We start from the raw sequence: 24,245 nt of genomic DNA on the forward strand, positions 1-24,245 counted from the left end.
ATCAGTCCATGAAGCCTTGCAGCTTAAGTTCGATGGAGCGAGGGTTTTCCCCTTCAGCAATGGACAAAATGCCTTCAAGCAGCATTTCCCGATAACGGGACTGACGCTGCACGACCGACTTGAGTTTATTGGCCACTGGCAACAGCAGCAGGTTAGCAATACCCACACCGTAAATAGTCGCAACAAATGCAACGGCAATACCGTTACCGAGCATAGCTGGATCAGCTAAGTTGCCCATTACATGGATCAGGCCCATCACTGCCCCGATGATACCGATGGTCGGAGCATAACCACCCATGCATTCAAACACCTTGGCAGCCTGAAGATCGCGCCCTTCTTGGGTATACAGATCGACCTCAAGAATGCTGCGAATGGCCTCAGGCTCTGCACCATCAACCAGCAACTGTAAGCCCTTACGGGCGTATGGGTCCGCTTCTGAATCCGCGACTGCTTCCAGCCCTAACAGCCCCTCCTTACGCGCCGTCATACTCCAGCCCACCACGCGATTAATACCGCCGGGTAAATCAATATGAGGGGTAAAGAAAATCCAGCCGATGATAGACAGCGCCCGCTTGAACACGGACATCGGGGTTTGCAGCAGTGCCGCCCCCAATGTACCGCCAATCACGATCAAGGCCGCCGGGCCGTTGAGCAATGCCGAGATATGCCCGCCTTCTAGGTAGTTACCACCCAGAATTGCAACAAAGGCCAGAATGAACCCGATGATGCTCAATACATCCATCAGGAACAGGCCTCCGCCAGATACCGGCCCATGTCATCCAATGAATAAACCGCGTCGGCCAGGTTGGCTTTGACCACGGCCATTGGCATGCCATAAATCACACAACTGGCTTCATCCTGCGCCCACACTTGGCTTCCGCCCTGTTTCAGCAAGCGAGCACCTTCACGTCCATCGGCCCCCATACCGGTCAGCACAACAGCCAGGACCTTGTCACCGTATGACTTGGCAGCCGAGGCAAAGGTAATGTCGACACAAGGTTTGTAATTAAGGCGCTCATCGCCGGGGTGGATTTTCACTACGCCACGGGCGTCGATCATCATCTGCTTGCCCCCAGGCGCCAACAACGCCAAACCGGGGCGCACTACATCACCATCTTCAGCCTCTTTAACGCTGATGCGGCACAGCTTATCTAGGCGCTCTGCGAAAGCTTTGGTAAAGGCTGCAGGCATGTGCTGGATCAGAACAATCGGCGCAGGAAAGCTGGCCGGCAACTGTGTCAAAACCCGCTGCAATGCAACAGGCCCGCCGGTCGAAGTACCAATAGCCACCAGTTTGTAGGACCTGCGTTTAGGCGCAGGGCTATTAGCAGGAGCATTGCTACCTTGAGCCGCTGCGGCAGGCGCAGCCGTTGTGCGAGGCGCACTTGTTGTCGGTGCTGGGCGAGGGCCCAGACGACTACCAGTACCGACAGTTGAAGCCGGTGTGGGTGCCGACGAACTCAGGGATGAACTGAGGCCACGGCGGTTACTGCGGGAAATGGTATTGATCTTTTCGCACAGCAGTTGCTTAACCCGCTCCGGGTTACGGGAAATATCCTCGAAGTTCTTCGGCAAAAAATCGACAGCACCGGCCTCAAGGGCGTCCAGCGTTACCCGGGCACCCTCATGTGTCAGTGAGGAGAACATCAATACCGGCGTCGGGCAGCGCTGCATAATGTTACGTACAGCGGTGATGCCGTCCATGGTCGGCATCTCATAGTCCATGGTGATGACATCCGGCCTCAGCTCAAGGGCCTGATCAATGGCCTCACGGCCATTAGTAGCAGTGCCTACAACCTGAATGTTCGGATCAGTTGAAAGGATCTCCGACACACGCCGACGGAAAAAACCGGAGTCATCAACTACCAGCACCTTAACAGCCATAAATACTCCCAAACGGTGCAACTAATACCTCTGCACCGCAAACAATCAGATACGTCGAGCGTAACGTTTAAGCATGCTGGGGACATCAAGGATCAGGGCAATACGGCCGTCACCGGTAATGGTTGCACCAGACATACCCGGCGTACCCTGCAACATTTTGCCCAGTGGTTTAATGACCACTTCTTCCTGCCCGACCAATTGATCGACAACAAAACCAATACGCTGACTGCCCACCGTGAGGATGACTACGTGACCTTCCCTCTGCTCCTCATGCGCAGCGCCATTAACTAACCAACGCTTGAGGTAGAACAGCGGCAGGGCCTTATCACGAACGATCACCACTTCCTGACCGTCCACCACGTTGGTACGGGACAGGTCCAGATGGAAAATTTCGTTGACGTTCACCAGCGGGAAAGCGAACGCCTGGTTACCCAGCATCACCATCAGCGTTGGCATGATCGCCAATGTCAGCGGCACCTTAATGACGATCTTGGAGCCCTGGCCCTTGCTGGAGTAGACATTGACTGTGCCGTTGAGCTGGGAAATCTTGGTTTTCACCACGTCCATGCCCACACCACGCCCCGACACATCGGAAATCTCAGTTTTGGTCGAGAAGCCCGGCGCGAAGATCAGGTTGTAGCACTCAAAGTCGCTCAATCGTTCGGCGGCGTCTTTGTCCAGCATGCCTTTCTCAACCGCTTTGGCACGCAGGATATTGGCATCCATACCTTTACCATCGTCAGAGATGGTCAGCAGGATGTGGTCGCCTTCTTGTTCGGCTGCCAGCACGACCTTGCCACTGCGAGACTTGCCGGACGCTTCACGCTCTTCCGGGGTTTCAATGCCGTGGTCAACCGCGTTGCGAACCAAGTGCACCAGCGGATCGGCCAGCGCTTCAACCAGGTTTTTGTCCAGATCGGTTTCTTCACCGACCAGTTCCAGGTTGATCTCTTTTTTAAGGTTACGAGCCAAGTCGCGAACCAGGCGCGGGAAGCGGCCGAATACTTTCTTGATCGGCTGCATACGCGTCTTCATCACTGCCGTTTGCAAATCGGCAGTCACCACGTCAAGGTTCGAAACGGCCTTGGACATGGCTTCATCCGAGCTGCTAGCCCCCAACCGAACCAAGCGGTTACGCACCAGCACAAGCTCGCCAACCATGTTCATGATTTCATCGAGGCGTGCAGTATCCACGCGAACAGTCGTTTCTGCCTCGGTTGCGTGAGCCGCTTTGTCGGCAGGCGCAGCAGCGGGCGCAGGCGCTTTGGCTGGAGCTACTTTTGCAGGAGCAGGCTTGGCTGCAGGTGCAGGTGCAGGTGCCGCCTTGACCGGTTCGGCAGGTTTAACAGGCTCTGCAGCCTTGGCAGCAGGAGCTACGGTACTAGCCGGTGCAGCAGTATCAGCCTCGCCGAATTTACCCTTGCCGTGCAGTTGGTCCAGCAGCGCTTCAAATTCATCATCGGTGATGTTGTCGCTAGCTGGCTCACTAGCCACAGGCGTAGGTGCCACAGCTTGCGGTGAGAATTGGCCCTTGCCGTGCAACTGGTCCAGCAATGACTCGAACTCATCGTCCGTAATCTCATCGCCACTTGCAGCAGGCTGCTCGGGTGCAGGTGTCACTGCTTGGGCAGAGAACTGACCTTTGCCATGCAACTGATCCAACAGCGATTCGAACTCGTCGTCAGTAATTTCATCGTTGCCTGCAGCGGCAGCGGCCTGACTGGCTGACTCATCAAGCGCGCCCAAAAGCTGTTCGAACTCACTGTCGGTAATGTCCTCCACAGGAGATTCCGCTACAACAGCAACGGGCTCAGGCTCGGGTTCTGCCACAACTTCTTCTTGCGCAGGCGCTGCCTCCTCTGAATCGCCAGGTTTAGCCAAGCGTGCCAATGCCTCAAGCAGCTCAGGCGAGGCCGGTGTCAGATCGGTGCGCTCGCGCACCTCGGCAAACATACCGTTAACAGCGTCCAGTGCTTCCAGCACCACATCCATGAGAGCGGAGTCGACACGACGTTCGCCCTTGCGAAGGATGTCAAAAACGTTTTCTGCAACATGGCAGCATTCGACCAGCTCATTGAGCTGGAGAAAACCCGCGCCACCTTTAACGGTGTGAAAACCACGAAAGATGGCATTGAGCAGATCCATGTCGTCCGGACGACTTTCCAGCTCTACCAGCTGCTCGGACAATTGTTCAAGAATCTCGCCGGCCTCCACCAGGAAGTCCTGGAGGATCTCTTCATCGGCGCCAAAGCTCATAAGGGTTACTCCTAAAATCCCAGGCTGGAAAGCAGATCGTCGACATCATCCTGACTCGATGCGACGTCTTCACGCTTATCGGCATTAATCTGCGGACCTTCACCTTGAGAAGGTTTTTTTAGTTGTTCCTGTTCCGCGCGCAGCAACTCATAGTTGTGCTCAATACCGGCGAACTGGTCGACTTGGCTGGCCATGATCACCAGCTTCAGCAGGTTCTGCTCAACCTCTGTCACCAGTTGCGTAACGCGTTTGATGACTTGGCCGGTCAGGTCCTGATAGTCCTGAGCCAGCAAAATATCGTTCAGATTGCTGGATACGGTGTGGTTATCCCGAACGCTACGCGCCAAGAACTGATCAACCCGCTTAGCCAGATCACGAAAGCCTTCTGCGTTCATTTCACGACGCATGAAACGCCCCCAGTCCTCGCTCAAGCTCTTAGCTTCATCGGCTATGTCGTTAAGCACTGGAGCGCTTTCCTCAACCAGATCCATAGTGCGATTGGCTGCGTTTTCAGTCATCGTCACTACGTAGTTGAGGCGCTCGGTTGCATCAGTGATCTGAGAAATTTCTGTGGCGTACGGAACCCGTGGATCAATTTGAAAATTGACGATGGAGTTGTGCAGCTCACGCGTCAATTTGCCGACTTCGTGGTAAAGACCACGGTCACGCGCCTTATTAAGCTCGTGAATCAGCTGGACCGCATCGCCGAACTTACCCTGCTCAAGGCTTTCAACCAATTGCCGGGCATTTTGTTTCAAGGTCGACTCAAGTTCGCCTTGCACGGAGTCTTTATTTTCCATAGCAGCCTCATGCCGAACCTCAGCCGTTGACCCGTTCGAAAATCTTTTCGATCTTCTCTTTCAGGACCTGCGCTGTGAAAGGTTTGACCACATAGCCATTTACCCCGGCTTGGGCCGCTTCAATGATCTGATCACGCTTGGCTTCAGCAGTAACCATCAGCACTGGCATGGACTTTAGACGGTCGTCTGCACGCACTGCGCGCAGCAGGTCAATGCCGGTCATTCCAGGCATGTTCCAGTCCGTTACCAGAAAATCGAAATTGCCGCTTTGCAGCATCGGCAACGCAGTGGTGCCATCGTCCGCTTCTGCAGTGTTGGTGAACCCCAAATCACGCAGGAGGTTCTTAATGATCCGTCGCATCGTCGAAAAATCGTCAACGATGAGGATTTTCATATTCTTGTCCAAGTCGACCTCCGTACAGTCCCAAACGCACTCAGCATTCTGTTTGCGCTTTTAATCGTGAAACCGGCTTTATTCAATGTGCGCGCCAGTCGCTCAGGCGAGCCCGCAAACGCGCAGCACATTGACTGTGTAACTGGCTAACACGCGACTCACTCACGCCCAGCACTTCACCGATCTCTTTAAGGTTCAATTCTTCGTCGTAATAAAGTGCAAGAACCAGTCGCTCACGCTCCGGCAGGTTGGCAATGGCATCCGCCAGTGCTGCCTGGAATCGCTCATCTTCCAGATCACGCGAGGGTTCATGGTTGGTGTTGCTAGCGTCTTCGGACATCCCCCCATGTTCACCGTCCTGCAACAGGTCATCAAAACTGAACAAACGGCTGCCCAAAGTGTCGCCAAGAATGCCGTAGTAATCTTCGAGACTCAATTGGAGTTCGGCAGCAACTTCCTGATCTTTAGCATCACGGCCTGTTCTAGCCTCAACTTTTCGTATGGCATCACTGACCATACGGCTGTTGCGGTGCACCGAACGTGGCGCCCAGTCGCCCTTGCGCACCTCATCCAGCATGGAGCCACGAATGCGAATACCGGCAAATGTTTCGAAACTGGCGCCCTTAGTCGCATCATATTTTTGCGCAGCTTCCAGCAGGCCAATCATACCGGCCTGAATCAAGTCATCGACTTGTACGCTGGCTGGCAGACGCCCCAACATGTGGTAAGCAATGCGCTTTACCAGGGGCGCATAGCGCTCCACCAACTGATATTTGGAGTCCTGAGCCTGCGCTTTACTGTACATACGAAGACCCGAAGCAACTGTCATACAGAAGAATCCGTAACCGGCTGTTGTACCAGGCGCTCAACAAAAAACTCCAAGTGGCCACGCGGGTTGGCTGGCAGTGGCCAGGCATCAACCTTCTGCGCAATAGCCTTGAATGCCAGAGCACACTTAGAGCGTGGGAACGCCTCATAAACGGCCCTTTGCTTCTGCACAGCTTTGCGCACAGACTCGTCATAAGGGACCGCACCTACATACTGTAGGGCAACATCCAGAAAGCGATCAGTGACCTTAGTCAGTTTGGCGAACAGATTGCGTCCTTCCTGAGGGCTGTGAGCCATGTTGGCCAACACCCGGAAACGCGTCATACCATGATCACGGTTGAGAAGTTTGATCAAAGCGTAGGCATCCGTGATCGAAGTGGGCTCGTCACAGACCACCACCAGTACTTCCTGCGCAGCGCGAACGAAGCTGACCACACCATCACCAATCCCGGCCGCAGTATCGATGATCAGAACATCCAGATTGTCACTGATTTCGCTGAACGCCTGAATTAGCCCCGCATGCTGCATCGGAGACAGTTGCACCATGCTCTGGATACCCGATGCAGCCGGCACGATACGGATACCACCGGGACCCTGAATCAGAACATCACGCAAGTCACACTCGCCACTTACCACATCTTCAAGGGTGCGCTTGGCATTGAGGCCGAGCAGCACATCGACGTTGGCCAGGCCCAGGTCAGCGTCCATCAGCATGACCCGACGCCCGAGATCGGCCAGCGCCAGTGCCAGATTGACTGACACATTGGTTTTGCCGACGCCACCTTTGCCGCCGGTCACCGCAATCACCTGAACGGGATGCATACCCATATTTTTTACACACCTTGTCTAACTTCGACCGGCCACCTGGCCATCTAATCTTGATCCAGCTGAGCGGGCTATTAACCGACCTGCCGGGCAGGTTGTTGATACAGCCCAGCAAACATATCAGCCATTGTATCCTCACTCGGCTCCTGACCAGCCTGCAGACCTACAGCACGGCTGACCAATTGATGACTGCGTGGAACCTGCAGGTCATCTGGAATTCGCGGCCCATCGGTGAGATAGGCTACCGGTAGACACTGGCTAATTGCCAGCCCTAAAACCTCACCCATGCTGACAGCCTCATCAGCCTTGGTAATGATGCAACCAGCAAGACCGCAGCGCTTATAACTATGGTAGGCCGCTTTGAGCACTTGGCCCTGACTTGTCGCTGCCATAACCAGATAATTTTTTGCATTGATACCACGACTAGCCAGCGCTTCGAGCTGCATGCGCAGAGCCGGGTCATTCACCGGCAGTCCAGCGGTATCAATCAATACCACGCGCTTACGTGCCAGAGGGGCCAGCGCCTGAGTCAATGACTGGGTTGGATCAACCAAGGTCACCGACACATCGAGAATGCGCCCCAGCGTCTTGATCTGCTCCTGCGCACCGATACGATAGCTGTCCATGCTGACCAGCGCGATATTTTGGGCGCCATATTTGAGCACATAACGTGCTGCCAGTTTGGCCAGCGTTGTGGTTTTGCCCATACCTGCCGGACCGACAAGGGCAATCACACCGCCCTCTTCCATCGGCTCATGCTGCGGGGTTTTGATGCTGTGGGCCAAATGAGCCAATAGCATGCGCCAAGCCTGACGCGGTTCAGTAATCGTCGCAACGCGATCAAGCAGCGTCTTAGCCAAGTCAGCAGGAATCCCCATGCGCTGCAGCCGACGCCAGAGGTTAGCTTGCTGCGGCTTGCGGCTTTGCATTTGCCCCCAGGCAATGGAGCCCAACTGCACCTCAATCAATTCACGCAGACCATTGAGCTCGTAACGCATTGCATCGAGCGCATTCTGGTCTACCGCAGCGGCACTGGTAGGCATCGCAGTTGCAGCAGCTTTACCCCGAAGGGCCTCACTTAATTGGTCCGCCTGAACATTTGGCAAGTCTGCGCCAAACAGTTGACGATCCTTGCTCGCGTTAGTGGTGGCGCGAGTGGTCAGTTCCGCATGAGCCGAGGCAATTTTCGCCTGAGTTTTACGCAGCTCGGCTTCGAGTGCCGGGTTAGCCTGGCGGGTCGCCGCAGGCGGTGCTTGATAATCAAGCGCTGCGGTCAACTCAACACCTCCGGCCACTCGACGATTACCAATAATCGAGGCGTCGGCACCCAGCTCATCGCGTACCAATTTCATAGCGGTGCGCATATCGACTGCGAAAAAACGTTTGACCTGCATGGCCTGTAACCTCGATTAGTTCTGTCCTACCGTCGCAACGATGGTGACTTGCTTGTTATCCGGAATTTCCTGGTATGCCAAAACATGGATACTCGGAACTGCCAACCGCGCGAATCGCGAGAGCATTGCCCTTACAGGACCGGCCACCAGCAGAATGACTGGCTTGCCGAGCATTTCCTGACGCTGGGCTGCATCTATCAACGAACGCTGCAGCTTTTCTGCCATTCCAGGTTCAAGGAGGATGCCCTCCTCGGAACCTTGTCCGGCCTTCTGGATACTATTAAGCAATATCTGTTCCAACCTTGGTTCCAAGGTAATCACAGGCAGCTCGGAGTCTAGTCCCACAATGCTTTGCACGATTGCACGGGACAATGCGACACGGGCTGCTGCTACCATCGCGGCGGGATCTTGACTCTTAGGCGCGACGTTGGCGATGGCCTCAGCGATAGTACGGATATCCCGCACTGGCACCTGCTCCTGCAACAACGCCTGCAACACTTTCAGCAAGGTCGACAGCGACACCAGCCCGGGAACCAATTCCTCGGCCAGCTTCGGCGAACTTTTCGCCAACAGGCTCATGAGCTGCTGCACTTCTTCATGCCCCAGCAATTCATGAGCATGCTTGTGCAGAATCTGGTTCAGGTGCGTAGCCACTACAGTGCTTGCGTCTACCACGGTGTAGCCCAGTGACTGCGCCTGATCACGCTGGCTTGGCTCAATCCACACCGCTTCCAGACCAAACGCTGGGTCCTGTGCCGCAATGCCGTTAAGCGGGCCGAACACCTGACCAGGGTTAATCGCCAGTTCACGCTCTGGATACACCTCAGCCTCAGCCACACTGACCCCCATCAGGGTCAAGCGATAACCATTGGGTTGCAGATCAAGGTTGTCGCGGATGTGCACCGACGGCATCAGGAAGCCCATCTCTTGCGACAATTTCTTACGCACGCCCTTGATACGCGCCAGCAATTGACCACCTTGGTTACGGTCCACCAGCGGAATCAGGCGATAACCCACTTCCAAGCCGACCATATCCACCAGCTGCACGTCATCCCACCCCAGTTCTTTGACCTCTTGGGCGCGCTGAGCAGGCAGCAGCTCCTGCTGACGAGCCGCTTCTTTAACCTCTTCTTCCTTAACTTTGCGTGTTTTATTGGCAATCCAATAGGCCGCTCCCGCTGCGATCAGTCCGAGGCCAATGAACGGTACATGAGGCATGCCCGGCACCAATCCCATCGCAATCATCACCGCCCCTGTTACGGCCAGCGCACGAGGTGAGGCAAACATTTGACGGTTAACCTGGGCACCCATGTCTTCAGCGCTGGAGACACGGGTCACCATGATTGCGGCAGCAGTGGAGAGCAGCAGCGACGGAATCTGCGCCACAAGACCGTCACCAATGGTCAGCAGGGTGTAGATCTTGCCCGCGTCCGCAAACGTCAGGTCGTGTTGCAGGATACCGATGGCCATACCACCGATGAGGTTGATGAAGAGGATCAGCAGACCAGCAATGGCATCACCACGGACGAACTTACTCGCACCGTCCATGGAGCCATAGAAGTCGGCTTCTTGAGCCACTTCACTACGGCGTTTCTTGGCTTCAGCTTGATCAATCAGACCAGCGTTAAGGTCGGCATCAATGGCCATTTGCTTGCCGGGCATTGCATCCAAGGTAAAGCGGGCACTTACCTCGGAAATACGTCCAGCCCCCTTGGTGACCACCACGAAGTTGATGATCATCAGGATCGCAAACACCACGATACCCACTACGTAGTTACCGCCGATCACCACCTCACCGAAGGCCTGAATCACCTTACCGGCAGCGTCATGACCGTCCTGACCGTGGAGCAAAACCACCCGCGTAGAGGCAACGTTAAGCGCCAGACGCAGCAGCGTGGCAGCCAGCAAAATGGTTGGGAAGACGGCGAAATCCAGCGGCCGCAAGGCGTAGATGGCAACCAGCAGGACCACAATCGACAAGGCAATACTGAAGGTGAACAGCACGTCCAGCAGGAACGGCGGCACCGGCAGCATGACCATCGCCAGCATGACCAGCAGCAACAAGGGAATCCCCAGATTGCCATGCCGCAAGCCCGCCAGATTACTGCGAGCATCACTTACCAGTTGTGCGCGATTGATTGCCACTGCCATACCCCAGACCTATCAAACTTTTGACGCGATTACGCCTTTTCAGCTGAGGTCTGCAAGAACCCTTCCAACTTTGCACTCATTGCAAAAATCAGATGGAAATCAGGGTATTGAGGGGTAAAAATTATTCGTCGCGACGTAGATCCGGCGGAATCGGCAGATCCGGCAACGGACCAGGGCGCTTTGCCTTGCCAGCTTGGTACTGGCGCAACTGGTAGACGTAAGCCAGTACCTGCGCCACGGCCAAATAGAGCCCTGCTGGGATCTCCTGATCCAAATCCGTCGAGTAATACACCGCCCGAGCCAGCGCCGGGGACTCCAGCACCATGACTTTGTGCTCATTGGCGATTTCACGGATTTTCAAGGCAGTGAAGTCGCCCCCCTTGGCCAGCAGAATCGGTGCGTTGCCCTTATCCGCATCGTATTTGAGCGCCACCGCAAAGTGGGTCGGGTTGGTAATGACCACATCAGCCTCCGGCACCGCCTGCATCATACGGCGCTCAGCCATTTCCCGCTGCATCTGGCGAATACGCGATTTAACTTCAGGTTTACCTTCAGAGTCTTTGTATTCGTCACGAACCTCCTGCTTGGTCATCATCAACTTCTGCTTAGTGCTCCACAGCTGGAACGGCACATCCACAGCAGCAATCAGAATTAACCCGCAAGACATCCACAACGCACTCCAGCCCACAATGATCATGGAATGGATGATGGCGGTTTCAATCGGCTCATGGGCGATGGCCAGCAAATCCCCTTTCCAGGATGACAATACGCTGACACCAACAATCAAAATCACCAGAAACTTAGCTAACGCCTTGAGCAGCTCAGCCAGAGCCTGCATGGAGAACATGCGCTTAAGCCCCGACAAGGGGTTCATTCGGCTGAACTTAGGTGCCATCGACTCGGCGGAAAACAGCCAGCCCCCCAACGAGATCGGACCGGCAATCGACACAATCAGCAGCAGCACCAACAGCGGCATCAGCGACTCCAGCGCCAATTGGCCAGAAGCCGCCAACCATAGACCCATGCTGTTTTCATCCATGATCACATCGCGGCTCAGCTCAAAGTTGCCGCGCATGATGTCCAGCATCGCGTTGCCGATGCCGCCCCCGAACGCCAGCATGCCGCCAAATCCACCCAGGGTTACAGCCAACGTATTGAGCTCTTTGGAACGGGCAATCTGGCCCTTCTCACGGGATTCGCGCAGGCGTTTCTCCGTGGGTTCCTCGCTCTTATCGGCACCACTTTCGGATTCGGCCATGGTTTATTTCACCCGCACCAGATCACGCATGAATTGCAGTGCTTCAGTCGCAAACAACTGGTACTGGCTGAGAACATCCGCCACCCCCAACCAGACGATCACCAACCCCAGCACCAGCGTCAGGGGGAAGCCGATGGAAAAGATATTCAGCTGCGGGGCCGCACGGGTCATTACGCCGAAAGCCAGGTTGATCACCAGCAGCGCAGTAATCGCAGGCAACACCAACAACAGCGCAGCCCCAAACACCCACCCCAACCGGGTTACGATCCCCCAGTAGGTCTCCACCTGAAATCCACTGCCCACCGGCAGGGTGACAAAGCTTTCGGCCAGCACCTCGAACACCACCAGATGAGCGTTCATGGCCAAAAACAGCAAGGTCACCAAAATCATGAAGGCCTGACCGATGACCGCCACAGAAACCCCGTTGGCCGGATCGACCATGGAAGCAAAGCCCAAGCCCATTTGCATGGCGACGATTTGACCGGCAATGGTGAAGACTTGAAACAACAGCTGCAGGGCAAACCCCATCATCGCGCCGATCAGCACTTCCTGAGCAATCCACCAGATCGCCTTGAGGCTGATCGCATCCACCTGCGGCATCGGTGGAAGCGTCGGCACAATCACTATGCAGATGGCCAGCGCCAGGTACAGTCGAATCCTCGCTGAAACGAGTTGCGTGCCAATCAGCGGCATAAACATGAACAAGGCACTGATGCGGAACAACGGCAGGATAAAACTCCCCACCCAGGCCCCGATCTGCGCGTTGGTTAACTCCAGCATGTCAGCCGATCAACATGGGAATGTTCATGATCAAATTCTGCGTGTACTCCATCAACTGACGCACCAGCCACGGGCCAGCAAAAATCAGCGCCAGAAGAATGACAAGCAGCCTGGGCAAAAAGCTCAAGGTTTGTTCGTTTATCTGGGTGGCCGCCTGAAACATGGCCACAATCAAACCGACCACCAGGCTCGGCACAACCATGACCGCAACGATCAAGGAGGTCAGCCACAACGCCTCACGCACAATGTCGACTGCAACTTCAGGCGTCATTGCTAGGTTCCTCCGAAGCTAGCGGCCAGCGTGCCCATAATCAAAGCCCAGCCATCAATCAGCACAAACAACATGATTTTGAACGGCAGGGAAATGATCAGTGGCGAGAGCATCATCATACCCATCGCCATAAGGATACTGGCCACCACCATGTCGATGATCAGGAACGGAATAAAGATCATGAAGCCGATCTGGAACGCAGTTTTTAGCTCAGACGTCACAAACGCCGGGATCAGAATCGTCAGCGGGGTTTCGTCTGGGCTGGCAATGTCGGTGCGCTTTGAAAGACGCACAAACAGTTCAAGGTCACTCTCACGGGTCTGCGACAACATAAAGTTGCGCATCGGTAGCTCGGCCTTACGGATCGCTTCTTGCGCGGGCAACTGCTCATTCAGATACGGCTGCAAAGCATCACGGTTAATCTCATCGAACACCGGCGCCATGATGAACATGGTCAGAAACAGCGCCATACCCACCAGAATCTGGTTGGATGGCGTCTGCTGCAGGCCCAGGGCCTGACGCAAGATGGAAAACACAATGATGATGCGGGTGAAGCTGGTCATGAGCATGACGAACGCTGGGATAAAACTCAGCGCCGTCATAATCATCAAAATTTGCAGACTGACCGAATACTCCTGCTGCCCCTCTGTATCCGTGCTCAGGGTTATGGCTGGGATCGACAGCGGGTTATCAGCCCCCAGCGCCAGCGGCGCAGCCAAAGAAGCAACCAGCAACAGCAACAGGCGCAGCACGCTCATCAAGACTTGTCCTTCTGGTCTTTGCCCAACAGCTCCATCAGCCGCTGAGCAAACTCGCCGGTTGCAGGCTCGGTATCCGGCAAATGCACAGGTTCTTTAAGCACATGCAGCGTGGTGATGTTGCCGGGGGTAAATCCAAGCAGCACTTGCTCACTGCCGACCTGCACCAATAGCAAACGGTCCCGCGGGCCCAAGGGCTGGGTCGCCAGCACCTTAACCACCTGCCCGCCACGCGGAACAATGCGCTGCACCCGGCGCATCAGCCAGGCCAATGCGAAGATCAGGCCGATCACCAACAGCAAGCCAAACAGCATCTGACCCAGCTGGCTGCCCATATCGCCACTGCTGACTTGAGGCGTCGCGGGCTCAGCTGCGACAGCCGTCAGCGGTAGAAGCAGGCTTGAAAGAATCCACTTATGCATGTCAGCGCAGCTTCTTGATACGTTCGCTCGGGCTGATCACATCAGTCAGGCGGATACCGAATTTCTCGTTGACCACAACCACTTCACCGTGAGCAATCAGCGTACCGTTGACCAGCACATCCAGTGGCTCACCGGCCAACCGGTCCAGCTCAATCACCGACCCCTGATTGAGCTGCAGCAAGTTGCGGATGGTGATGTCGGTATTACCGACTTCCATGGAAATGGACACCGGAATGTCCAGAATCACATCGAGATTCGGGCCATCCAGATTCACAGGCACGTTTGATTTAGGAGCGCTGTTGAACTCTTCCATCGGCGCACGCGGCGGAGCTGGGACCGGATCGCTGGCGGCCAACATAGCGTCAATATCATCCTGACTGGCCGGTGATCCAGCCTCTGACAATGCAGCAGCCCACTCATCGGCTAACGCCTGTTCGGCGGAAGTGCCTTCGTTTTGATTTTCGTCTGCCATGGTCTTTCCTCGGCTGGCGTTGAATGGGATAAAAAATTAGCGCTGACGCTCGACCGGATCGAGCACCTGCAAAGCCAGATTGCCCTTATGCGAACCCAGCTTGACCTTAAAGGCTGGCACTCCGTTGGCGCACATGATGACGTCTTCAGGCAGCTCAACCGGGATCACATCACCCGGCTGCATATGCAGGATATCGCGCAGCTTGAGCTGGCGACGGGCAATGGTGGCCCCCAGAGGAACACTGACCCCCATGATGTCTTCGCGCAAAGCCTTAACCCAGCGCTCGTCTTGATCGTCGACATCCGACTGGAAACCGGCATCGAGCATTTCACGGATCGGCTCAATCATCGAATACGGCATGGTGATGTGCAGGTCACCGCCGCCACCGTCCAGCTCAATATGGAAAGTGGACACCACCACCACTTCACTGGGGCTGACGATGTTGGCCAAGGCCGGATTCACTTCCGAGTTGACGTACTCGAAGTTGATATCCATCACCGCATGCCAGGCTTCCTTCAGGTCAGTGAACGCCTGATCCAGCACCATGCGCACTACCCGCAGCTCAGTGGGCGTGAACTCACGGCCTTCAATCTTGGCATGACGGCCATCGCCACCGAAGAAGTTGTCCACCAACTTGAACACCAACTTGGCATCCAGGATGAATAGCGATGTGCCGCGCAAAGGCTTCATCTTGACCAAGTTGAGGCTGGTCGGCACGTACAACGAATGCACGTACTCACCAAACTTCATCACCTGCACGCCACCCACGGCCACATCGGCGGAGCGACGCAACAGGTTGAACATGCTGATACGGGTGTAACGGGCAAAACGCTCGTTAATCATTTCCAGGGTCGGCATGCGTCCCCGGACAATTCGGTCCTGACTGGTCAGGTCATACTGCCTGACACTGCCCGGTTCGGCATCGTCCTCGGTTTCAACCAAGCCGTCATCGACACCATGTAACAGCGCGTCAATTTCATCTTGGGAAAGCAGGTCTTGCACAGCCATACAGGGCTCCTGGTTACTGCAATACGAGGTTGGTAAACAATACTTGCTCGACCGTCACTTTGCCGGTCTCTTTTTGTGCCAGCTCTTGCACACTGACAGTGGCCTGCTGACGCAGTAATTCTCGGCCGGGGGCACTCATCAAAGTACCAAAGTCGGCATTGCCAAACAGCATGACTAGACGATTACGCAGTACCGGCATATGTACTTTTAACGCGTCTAGCGCAGCCTTATCCCGCGCCATCAAAGCAACACTTACCTGCATGTAGCGAGCGCGGCCCTCATGTGTAAAATTCACCACAAAAGCAGGCGCTAGCTCTTCGTAAATGGCGGGTTGTTTACCGACAGGGGCAGCCTGCTCCGCGCTCGCCGATGGCTCAGAATCACCACCAGACTGTTTGCTCAGATAAAACCAAGTTCCAGCAACCGACAGCGCCATCGCCACCAAAACGGCGATCAAGATCACAATGATCAGTTTGAACTTGCCTGCCGGCTTTTCGTTACCCGCAGGGTTAGGCGCTGCACCTTTCTTAGCCATGCCAATAATCCGTCGTTATTCGGAGAGTTATCCGTATTCAATGGGTTATGAGCAAGTGTTATGCCAGACTTTCAGCAAACCCGCCCAAATGCGTGATGACCTTTAAACCCGATCAACAAGAGCAGTGATAGTTTATCGCCATCTTACAAACAAAATCGCCCGCCCCGAAGCCGGGAGCGGGCGACACGCAGTTTAGAACAGAGCGGCTTACAACTACAGCAGCAGACGCATCAGGCGTAATAATCAACCAAGCTACGCGCTAATAGCGAAGCCCGAGTTGTGGGTTCAGCAGCGACTGACTGATGCGAGCCCTCACTCTCAGCCAGCCCGCCTTCAGCCCCCAAGCCACGCTGCCCCCCTTCAGCTTGGCTCTCCTGCCCCTGCCAACCACGGTTAGGTGACTGATCGGAGACATTCACATCCACCTGCCCCATGCCCTGCTGAGCGAACATTTCCCGTAGGCGATGCATTTGTGAATCCAGCGCTTCACGCACCCCGGCATGAGGGCTGGCAAAGGTCACCAAACTCTGGTCCTGATTCACACTGATACGAATATCGAGACGCCCCAACTCCGCTGGGTCGAGTTGAATTTCAGCGGTTTTTAGGTTATGGCTGGACATCAGCATCACCCGGTCGACCACTGCTTCAGTCCAGCCCCCCTGCTGCATAGCAACCGGCTGACCGACGATAGGGCTACGCGCCGCAGAGGCTTGCTGGGTCACAGCCTGACTCAGTGCACTCAACTTACTGACGAAATTCTCAGGCGCAGCGTTGGCCGTTCCTTCCTTCAGGGCTTCCAGCGATTTACCGGTTAAACCCTGTAAGTCGAACTCAGTCAGTTCCAAATCACCGCCTTCAGCATCTGCTCCATCCGCGATAAGCTGCTGAGCCAACAGATCGTCACTCAGCTCTGCAGATGGACTCCCAGGCTTACCCTGCGCTTGCTGGCCGATGTTCAGGGCCATTTTCACAGCCTGCATCTGGTTAAGTGCGTCTTGCTCAGGATCAAAGCTGGCTTCAGTCAGCGAAGCTGGGCCGGAGCTTTGTAGATTGGCGGTTGCCAAGAAAGCGTCAGCATCCACTTGGCCGGGCAGAGCAGCATCCGGCAACTCACCAGTCATGCCAAACAGCAGCAGCGGGTCAAGTGCTGAGGTTTCGACTTCGTCTTCCGGCAAGTCATTGCCGCTTTCGGCAACGTCATCGACCGCAACGGCGTCCTCTGGTGCTGGTTCTTTGACAGCCTGATCCTTTGCCTGGCTCTCGCGGACCCGCTCGGCGGCAGCATCCCGGCGCTCGGCAACCTGAGCCTGACGCTCTTTGGCGTAGACCTGAGAAAAGCTGGAAGACTCATTCTGACTGGGCTCTGCCTGTCTCGCAGGTGTCTGAGATGGAGCGTTCCGGTTTTTGATTTCTGCCGTTGTATTCAACAGCAGATCGGGAGCAACCGACATGCATACTCTCCGTACAAGTGGGTGATGCCTATGTCAAAGCAAACGGCGGGCCAACTTACACAGATTTAATTTTTATGGCGTGTGATTACGCAATAAAGCGTTTCAATTCTGCCTCGAACAGGCCACGAACCAAGACAAACTCCAGCTCCATCTGCGCCAGCAAGTGCTGGCCGAGCTCAAGCTCGCCCGCCCGCGCAACACGTTCCAGTTGCTGGCAAAACTCTGCCAGCCGCGCCACCCCTAAATTGCCACAGCTACCTTTGAAGCTGTGTGCAGCCTGGCGCATCCCCTCCGCATCTGCCCGAGCTAGGGTCTCGCGCAGCACACTCAGACGTTCTTCAGCGTCAACCAGATAAGCCTCCAGCAAAGCCGGATACTCATCTTCCATAACGTCCCGCAAAGTCGTTAAAACGTCATCATCTACGTGGATATCAGACACACCTGTGCCCTCCGCTGGCGTGGACTTGGGATTATGCAGGGGCTACTTTTAAAACGCTACGCACAGGGTTAATTGCAGTACTTTCAGCGTTTTTGAGGGGATGGACTCATCTCAATCGGGATGGTTGTTCGGACGTAAACGCTGCGCAAGTTCATCCAGCAGTTTCTGCTCGCGCTTATCTTCAGCCATTCTGGCCTCATCAAGGTAGCGCTTGACCAGTTTGCGCAACCCTTCCAGGCGGGCATAGCGCTGTTGCCAAGCATCACGAGCCTTGAGCATATTGGAACGGTGCCATTCGACGCTATTGCGCTGCTGGTTAATCGCGGTTTCCAACTGAGAAAGAAAGCGCTGATAGTTCATCAGCCACTGCCCCGATACACCACGCTGGCCTTCAGTGATCCACTGCTGCTGATAGTCACCAAGGTAGTTTTGCAGATCACCGAGCTGACGTTCGGCCTGTTGCAACTGCCCCTGGCAACGGCCAAGCAGAGTCGCAGCGTCTCGCTCCTCTTTCTCAGCCATTTCCACCACTGGTGCCAGGCGTGCGGCACGGGCCTTTGACATTTATCAAGCACCGCCCGCAGCTTGCGGATTTAAGGTTGCGGCCAACAACGTGCGGCAAGCCTCCATGCTCTCATTGTCGTGCAGGCCCTGACGCAAATAGCTGACCATGGCCGGTTGACGGGCAATGGCCATATCAGTATCCGGATCACCGCCAGGCACATATGCCCCGACGCTGATCAGATCGCGACTTTGTTGATAACGCGACCACAACTGCTTGAAGCGCTGAGCCTGACGCAAATGCTCAGGGCTCACCACTTGTGGCATAACCCGGCTGATGGACGCTTCAATATCGATAGCCGGATAGTGCCCCTCTTCAGCCAAGCGGCGGGACAATACGAAGTGACCGTCCAACACACCCCGCGCCGCATCGGCAATCGGGTCCTGCTGGTCGTCACCTTCAGACAGCACGGTGTAGAAGGCGGTAATAGAACCCCCACCTTCTTCGGCGTTACCGGCGCGCTCTACCAGCTTCGGCAGCTTGGCAAATACCGAAGGCGGATAGCCCTTAGTCGCGGGGGGTTCGCCAATGGCCAGGGCGATTTCCCGTTGGGCCTGCGCGTAACGGGTCAAGGAGTCCATCAAAAGCAGGACGTTCTTGCCCTTGTCCCGAAAATATTCAGCGATACGGGTACAGTACTGAGCAGCACGCAGGCGCATCAGTGGCGCATCATCTGCAGGGGAAGCGACAACGACAGAACGCTTGATGCCCTCCTCCCCCAGGATTTCGTCAATGAATTCTTTTACTTCGCGGCCCCGCTCACCGATCAGGCCGACCACGATGATTTCAGCCTCGGTAAACCGCGTCATCATGCCCAGCAGCACCGACTTACCGACACCGGTACCGGCAAACAGACCAAGACGCTGACCACGCCCTACGGTCAACAAACCGTTGATAGAGCGGATACCCACGTCCAGCGGCTCACAGATCGGGTGTCGATTGAGCGGGTTGATGGTGGGCCCATCCATCGGCACCCAGTCCTCGGCTTTCATCCCGCCTTTGCTGTCGAGGGGGCGACCGGCCCCATCCAGCACACGGCCAAGCATCGACATGCCCATGGGCAGGCGCCCGGTATCCGGCAAAGGCACAACGCGCGCGCCCGGTGCAATACCTGCCAGACTGCCAACCGGCATCAGGAATATCTTGCCGGACGAGAACCCCATCACCTCGGCCTCAACCTGCACCGGATGATGGCTATCGTCGTTAATCACCAAGCAGCGACTCCCCAATGCCGCACGCAACCCTTCGGCCTCCAGCGTCAGACCAACCATGCGCAGCAGCCGTCCTTCAACCACAGGTTGGGACGGCAACTGAACAGCATCGGTGTAGCCAAACAGCCGTTTGGCGAAGCTGGTTCGCTCAAGGCGCATCCGGGGCGTCCTCATCAACCGGAGCCTCTAGGTCAATGTCCATGTCCGGGTCTTGCGGATTGGTGCGCTGCTCACGCTTCTGATCCAGCAACTGCTTGATGGCCAGATCAAGGCGCGTTTCCATCGTTGCATCAATGCGACTGACCTCGCTCTCGACCCGACAACCGCCGGGCAACAGCGATGCATCTTCAAGAATGCGCCAGTTTTCTTCCTGACGCTCACGAAGAGCCTTGATCAGTTCAAAGTCTTGGGGGTTAACAAAGACGCGAATATTTTCGGCCCCCATGGGCAGCAGTTTGAGCGCTTCCGTAAGGACCTGACGAATCTGGCTGGAGTCTATTTCCAGCTCACGCTGGATCACTTCACGGACGACGTGCTCAACCAATGCGACCATGGCCTCTTCCAGCTGCTGGTCCTGCTCGGCGATCGGCGCAAAGAGGTTCTTCAGCAGAGTTTCAAGAGCGGCCAGCTTAGGCGTCAACGCCTCTTCACTCTCCTGCCTGGCCTTAAGCTGACCGGCACGGAAACCGTCCTTCTCACCCGTGGCAAAACCTTCGTTGTAGGCATCCTGACGGATAGCCTCCAACTCTTCGAGTGTCAAAGGTTTGACTTCCTCGATAGGCACTTCCTGGCTCTCAGGCTCGGGCTCAGGAATGGCCTCTTCGACAATAACGGGCTCCGGTTCCGGCTCAGGCACATCCGGGTCAAAGCTGGGCAGTCGCCAGACATCGACACCCTTAAGGTCTTGCGCGCGAATCAAATCGCTGGAGGACTCTTTGGTCGTCATGGTTTAGACCATTTCCTCGCCACCCTTACCACCCAGAACGATCTCCCCTGCCTCAGCCATACGGCGGGCAATGGTGAGGATTTCTTTCTGCGCTGCTTCCACATCACTGACGCGAACCGGGCCTTTAGCCTCAAGATCATCACGCAGCAACTCGGCAGCACGCTTGGACATGTTCTTGAAGACCTTTTCTCTGACCGCATCGTCTGCCCCTTTCAGGGACAGAACCAATACATCGGACGAGACCTCGCGCAGAAGCGCCTGAATACCACGGTCGTCCACATCGGCCAGGTTGTCGAATACAAACATGAGGTCTTCGATCTGCCCGGACAGGTCTTCGTCGATCTCGCGAATGGCGTCCATCAACTGACCTTCCACCGAACTGTCGAGGAAGTTCATGATGTCTGCAGCCCGCTTCACGCCGCCCAAGGCCGCGCGGGAAGTGTTGGAACTGCCAGAGAACTGCTTCTCGAGAATTTGGTTCAGCTCTTTCAGTGCGGCTGGCTGCACGGTGTTCAGGGAAGAAACCCGCAGGACAATATCCAGTCGCACCTTGTGGTCGAAGTGGCTGAGCACTTCACCCGCCTGATCAGGATCCAAATAGGCCACTACGATGGCTTGAATCTGTGGGTGCTCGTAGCGAATCACATCCGCGACCGCACGCGGCTCCATCCACTTCAGGCTGTCCAAGCCACTGGTATTGCCACCCAACAGAATACGGTCGATCAGGCTGCCCGCTTTGTCCTCACCCAACGCCTGGGTAAGCATCTTACGAATGTAGCCGTCGGCACCAACGCCCAGGCTGGTCTGATCGCCAACAATTTCGACGAACTCAGCCATCACCTGCTCAACCTGCTCGCGCTGAATGTTGCGCATGCTCGCCATCGCCATACCGACGCGCTGCACCTCTTTTGGCCCCAGGTGACGCAAGACCTGAGCAGCGTCGGTTTCGCCCAGCGACAACAACAGAATGGCTGCCTTGTCGACTTTGTTCATTTTGCTGACGGCTCGATTATCACTCATCGGCGTTAATCCACTCTTTAACTACTTGAGCCACCCGACCCGGGTCTTCTGCCACCAGATTTTTGATGGCATTTAGCTGTGCATCATACCCTTCACTCGGGCTCGGCAGCAGAATGCTTTGTGCTGCGCCACCGATGCTGACCCGGTCTTCTGCGAGATCAGAGCCCAGCGCGCCCATTTCACCCAACTCCAACTCACCATCGCGCTCATCTTCAGCAGGCTTGTTCGGGTTAGTAATGTTCTTGAGCACTGGACGCAGGACGCCAAACACCAGAATCAGGATGAATGCGACGCCGAGCACTTGCTTAACGATGTCCCAGAACCACGGCTGGGTATAGAACGGAATGTCGATTTCTTCCTCCAGACCGGTATCACTGAACGGCGTATTGATCACACTGACACTGTCACCACGGGTGGCATCGAAACCGACGGAATCTTGCACCAGACGGGTAAAGCGTGCCAAATCCTCACTGCTCCACGGAGTACGAGTAACCGCACCGGTAGCCGGATCGACCTTGACTTGATCATCCACCACCACCGCGACAGAAAGTCGACGCAGACGTCCTTGCTGCTGTTTGGTGTAGCTGACAGAACGGTCCAGCTCGTAATTTCGGGTAGCCTGCTCACGCTTGTCAGCAGGATACGGAGCCAACATCGGCTGGCCGGTAGCCGGGTCCATGATCTGCTGACCGTTGGCATCCAGTAAGGGCTGACCAGCCGGCACTGGACCAGTTGGCGCGGCAGCAGCTGTAGCTTGTTGCGGCGCAGCACCCGCCGCCGGAGGTTGGTTGCTCAGGGCTCCTGGTACGCCTTGGGGAGGCTGGCTGCTAGTACGTTGCTCATTGACCGACTGTTCGCTGCGCAGGGCAGGTTGATCCGGGTTGAAGGACTCCGAAGTGGACTCAACTGCACTGAAGTCTACATCTGCCGACACTTCAGCCTTGTAGCGGCCGTTGCCCAGCACCGGTTGCAAAATATTGTGTACACGCTGGGTAAACAGGCTTTCCATACGGCGGCTGTACTCGAACTGCTTGCCAGCCATGGTCAGCTCAGACATTTCCTGAATGTCGGAAAGCAAATTACCTTTCTGATCAACCACAGTGACCTGGTTCTTGTTCATCTCCGGCACACTGCTTGCGACCAGATTCACAATGGCCATGACCTGGCTCGGCTCCAAGCCACGCCCGGAATACAGCTCAACCAGTACCGAAGCGCTCGGTTTACGCTCATCACGAACGAACACGGAGCTTTTGGGCAGGGCCAAGTGAACACGTGCTGATTTAACGTTGTTCAAGCTGGAGATAGTACGAGCCAGCTCGCCTTCCAAGCCACGGCGGTAGCGCGTGCTCTCCATGAACTGGCTGGTACCCAGGCCTTGCTCCTGATCGAGAATTTCAAAGCCGACACTGGTGTCACGCGGGGCCACACCCGCGGCAGCAAGACGCATACGGGCGCGGGCTAAATCATCTGCCTTAACCAACAGCGCACCGGAGTTAGGCTCAACGGTGTACTGGATGTCCGCGGCAGAGAGCGTTTCCATAACCTGCGAGGCGTCCATACCATCCAGGCTGCCGTACAAAGGACGGTAATCCGGCTGTTGCGACCACAGCACAACGGCAAAACCGATTGCCACACTGGCAGCCAACCCTACCAATAGGCCAACCTGCCGCAGCATCGACATATCGGAAAGGTTTTCCAGGAATGTCAGCCCGAACAGTGGTTTTTTCGGTTCTTCACCACCTGTGGTGGCAGGAACGTTTGCAGCAGCCTCAGCCATGATTCAGCTCCACCCTTATACCGGCATCTGCATAATGTCTTGATAGGCCTGAACCAGCTTATTACGAACCTGGGTCATAGCCTGAAAGGAAACACTGGACTTCTGCGACGCAATCATCACATCGGTCAAATCAACACCACTGGTACCCATTTCAAAGGCTGTCGCCAGCTGGCTAGCAGCCTGCTGGGCCTCATGCACCTTATTAACCGCCTGCCCCAACATGTCGGAGAAGCTCGGCATCCCCGCTTCCGGGACACTGCTCACAGGCTTCTGACGCGCCATGGCATCAGCCTGCAGCGAGCGCATTTCCAACATTAAGCGATTGAATTCAATACCTTGGCTCATCTCTACCTCCACGGGCCGCGATTTTTTTGACGCTTCGCGGCGTTTGCATGAGGTAGTGCAACAAAGATGCCAGATTTATGAGTAGAAGGTTCAGACAGGGTCTAAAACCGGTTTATGCCTGCTTCATGCGGATGTACAACGCTTCAACCTTTTCCCGCGCCCAAGGCGTTTTACGAAGAAAGCTCAAGCTCGACTTGATGCTCGGGTCGTTTTTGAAACAGCGAATATCTATGCGCTGAGCCAGCCCCTCCCACCCGTAGCGGGACACCAGCTCATTGAGCAGCGCCTCTAAGGTGACACCATGCAGCGGGTTATTTGATGAGTGACTCATGCAAACCTTTGTCCTTATACAAAATACGCCGACACCTTAGCCAAGCCAGCTTGAGACTGAAAGCACTGATATAAAAATATGTGCCAATAAAAAACCGGCCAGGCTAATTAGCCGGGCCGGTCATGAA

General features: G+C 55.6%; 26 protein-coding genes. All 26 read right to left on the bottom strand.

Annotated features, from left to right (window positions below; genetic code table 11):
* Position 1: 1 nt before the first annotated feature.
* The 26 genes from WG219_14325 to WG219_14450 all read right to left on the bottom strand — a co-directional run bounded on the left by WG219_14325 (position 2) and on the right by WG219_14450 (position 24,118).
* Entirely contained in the window at positions 2 to 742 is a 741-nt protein-coding gene (locus WG219_14325) for a flagellar motor protein (protein ID WXL24490.1), read from the bottom strand.
* A complete protein-coding gene (locus WG219_14330; protein ID WXL24491.1) occupies positions 742 to 1,884 on the bottom strand; it encodes a chemotaxis response regulator protein-glutamate methylesterase in 1,143 nt (380 codons plus the stop codon). Before WG219_14330 ends, WG219_14325 begins: the two co-directional genes overlap by 1 nt.
* A gap of 45 nt (positions 1,885 to 1,929) precedes the next feature.
* Complete coding sequence (locus WG219_14335; GenBank protein ID WXL24492.1) at positions 1,930 to 4,140, bottom strand: chemotaxis protein CheA; 2,211 nt, start codon at positions 4,138 to 4,140, stop codon at positions 1,930 to 1,932.
* 11 nt (positions 4,141 to 4,151) lie between these two features.
* Complete coding sequence (locus WG219_14340; protein ID WXL24493.1) at positions 4,152 to 4,940, bottom strand: protein phosphatase CheZ; 789 nt, start codon at positions 4,938 to 4,940, stop codon at positions 4,152 to 4,154.
* 19 nt (positions 4,941 to 4,959) lie between these two features.
* On the bottom strand, positions 4,960 to 5,334 hold the full coding sequence (locus WG219_14345) for a chemotaxis response regulator CheY (protein WXL24494.1): 375 nt from the start codon (positions 5,332 to 5,334) through the stop codon (positions 4,960 to 4,962).
* An 82-nt stretch (positions 5,335 to 5,416) separates the two neighbouring features.
* A complete protein-coding gene (gene fliA / locus WG219_14350; GenBank protein ID WXL24495.1) occupies positions 5,417 to 6,163 on the bottom strand; it encodes an RNA polymerase sigma factor FliA in 747 nt (248 codons plus the stop codon).
* Positions 6,160 to 6,990 (bottom strand): flagellar synthesis regulator FleN, encoded by an 831-nt coding sequence (gene fleN, locus WG219_14355; protein ID WXL24496.1) that lies wholly within the window; start codon positions 6,988 to 6,990, stop codon positions 6,160 to 6,162. Before fleN ends, fliA begins: the two co-directional genes overlap by 4 nt.
* Positions 6,991 to 7,061: 71 nt before the next feature.
* Positions 7,062 to 8,381, bottom strand: a complete 1,320-nt coding sequence (flhF, locus tag WG219_14360) for a flagellar biosynthesis protein FlhF (GenBank protein ID WXL24497.1) — start codon at positions 8,379 to 8,381, stop codon at positions 7,062 to 7,064.
* Positions 8,382 to 8,396: 15 nt separating this feature from the next.
* Positions 8,397 to 10,520 (bottom strand): flagellar biosynthesis protein FlhA, encoded by a 2,124-nt coding sequence (gene flhA, locus WG219_14365; GenBank protein WXL28013.1) that lies wholly within the window; start codon positions 10,518 to 10,520, stop codon positions 8,397 to 8,399.
* 133 nt (positions 10,521 to 10,653) lie between these two features.
* Complete coding sequence (gene flhB / locus WG219_14370; protein WXL24498.1) at positions 10,654 to 11,790, bottom strand: flagellar biosynthesis protein FlhB; 1,137 nt, start codon at positions 11,788 to 11,790, stop codon at positions 10,654 to 10,656.
* Between the two features lie 3 nt (positions 11,791 to 11,793).
* Positions 11,794 to 12,570, bottom strand: coding sequence for a flagellar biosynthetic protein FliR (fliR, locus tag WG219_14375; protein ID WXL24499.1), 777 nt, complete (start codon positions 12,568 to 12,570; stop codon positions 11,794 to 11,796).
* Between the two features lies 1 nt (position 12,571).
* Positions 12,572 to 12,841: a flagellar biosynthesis protein FliQ gene (fliQ, locus tag WG219_14380; protein WXL24500.1), complete on the bottom strand. Its 270-nt coding sequence runs from the start codon at positions 12,839 to 12,841 to the stop codon at positions 12,572 to 12,574.
* A 2-nt stretch (positions 12,842 to 12,843) separates the two neighbouring features.
* On the bottom strand, positions 12,844 to 13,599 hold the full coding sequence (gene fliP, locus WG219_14385) for a flagellar type III secretion system pore protein FliP (protein WXL24501.1): 756 nt from the start codon (positions 13,597 to 13,599) through the stop codon (positions 12,844 to 12,846).
* Positions 13,599 to 14,021: a flagellar biosynthetic protein FliO gene (gene fliO / locus WG219_14390; GenBank protein ID WXL24502.1), complete on the bottom strand. Its 423-nt coding sequence runs from the start codon at positions 14,019 to 14,021 to the stop codon at positions 13,599 to 13,601. Before fliO ends, fliP begins: the two co-directional genes overlap by 1 nt.
* Position 14,022: 1 nt before the next feature.
* Positions 14,023 to 14,493, bottom strand: a complete 471-nt coding sequence (gene fliN, locus WG219_14395) for a flagellar motor switch protein FliN (GenBank protein WXL24503.1) — start codon at positions 14,491 to 14,493, stop codon at positions 14,023 to 14,025.
* A gap of 36 nt (positions 14,494 to 14,529) precedes the next feature.
* Positions 14,530 to 15,501, bottom strand: a complete 972-nt coding sequence (gene fliM, locus WG219_14400) for a flagellar motor switch protein FliM (protein ID WXL24504.1) — start codon at positions 15,499 to 15,501, stop codon at positions 14,530 to 14,532.
* Positions 15,502 to 15,514: 13 nt separating this feature from the next.
* The gene (locus WG219_14405; protein ID WXL24505.1) at positions 15,515 to 16,036 is read right to left on the bottom strand and encodes a flagellar basal body-associated protein FliL; all 522 of its coding nucleotides are present in this window, start codon (positions 16,034 to 16,036) and stop codon (positions 15,515 to 15,517) included.
* A gap of 230 nt (positions 16,037 to 16,266) precedes the next feature.
* Entirely contained in the window at positions 16,267 to 17,487 is a 1,221-nt protein-coding gene (locus WG219_14410) for a flagellar hook-length control protein FliK (protein ID WXL24506.1), read from the bottom strand.
* An 85-nt stretch (positions 17,488 to 17,572) separates the two neighbouring features.
* Positions 17,573 to 17,926: an Hpt domain-containing protein gene (locus WG219_14415; GenBank protein ID WXL24507.1), complete on the bottom strand. Its 354-nt coding sequence runs from the start codon at positions 17,924 to 17,926 to the stop codon at positions 17,573 to 17,575.
* A 111-nt stretch (positions 17,927 to 18,037) separates the two neighbouring features.
* The gene (gene fliJ / locus WG219_14420) at positions 18,038 to 18,490 is read right to left on the bottom strand and encodes a flagellar export protein FliJ (protein WXL24508.1); all 453 of its coding nucleotides are present in this window, start codon (positions 18,488 to 18,490) and stop codon (positions 18,038 to 18,040) included.
* Between the two features lie 3 nt (positions 18,491 to 18,493).
* The gene (gene fliI, locus WG219_14425) at positions 18,494 to 19,858 is read right to left on the bottom strand and encodes a flagellar protein export ATPase FliI (GenBank protein WXL24509.1); all 1,365 of its coding nucleotides are present in this window, start codon (positions 19,856 to 19,858) and stop codon (positions 18,494 to 18,496) included.
* A complete protein-coding gene (fliH, locus tag WG219_14430) occupies positions 19,848 to 20,645 on the bottom strand; it encodes a flagellar assembly protein FliH (protein WXL24510.1) in 798 nt (265 codons plus the stop codon). The genes fliI and fliH overlap by 11 nt, the downstream gene beginning before the upstream one ends.
* Positions 20,646 to 20,648: 3 nt before the next feature.
* On the bottom strand, positions 20,649 to 21,665 hold the full coding sequence (gene fliG / locus WG219_14435) for a flagellar motor switch protein FliG (protein ID WXL24511.1): 1,017 nt from the start codon (positions 21,663 to 21,665) through the stop codon (positions 20,649 to 20,651).
* Positions 21,658 to 23,442: a flagellar basal-body MS-ring/collar protein FliF gene (gene fliF / locus WG219_14440; GenBank protein WXL24512.1), complete on the bottom strand. Its 1,785-nt coding sequence runs from the start codon at positions 23,440 to 23,442 to the stop codon at positions 21,658 to 21,660. The genes fliG and fliF overlap by 8 nt, the downstream gene beginning before the upstream one ends.
* A gap of 15 nt (positions 23,443 to 23,457) precedes the next feature.
* Complete coding sequence (fliE, locus tag WG219_14445; protein ID WXL24513.1) at positions 23,458 to 23,787, bottom strand: flagellar hook-basal body complex protein FliE; 330 nt, start codon at positions 23,785 to 23,787, stop codon at positions 23,458 to 23,460.
* A gap of 112 nt (positions 23,788 to 23,899) precedes the next feature.
* Positions 23,900 to 24,118 carry a VF530 family protein gene (locus WG219_14450; GenBank protein WXL24514.1) on the bottom strand — a complete coding sequence of 73 codons (219 nt, stop codon included), beginning with the start codon at positions 24,116 to 24,118 and terminating at the stop codon, positions 23,900 to 23,902.
* Positions 24,119 to 24,245: the final 127 nt, after the last annotated feature.

Origin of the sequence: Pseudomonas mendocina (assembly GCA_037482215.1) — a bacterium.
GTDB classification, from domain to species: domain Bacteria; phylum Pseudomonadota; class Gammaproteobacteria; order Pseudomonadales; family Pseudomonadaceae; genus Aquipseudomonas; species Aquipseudomonas mendocina_E.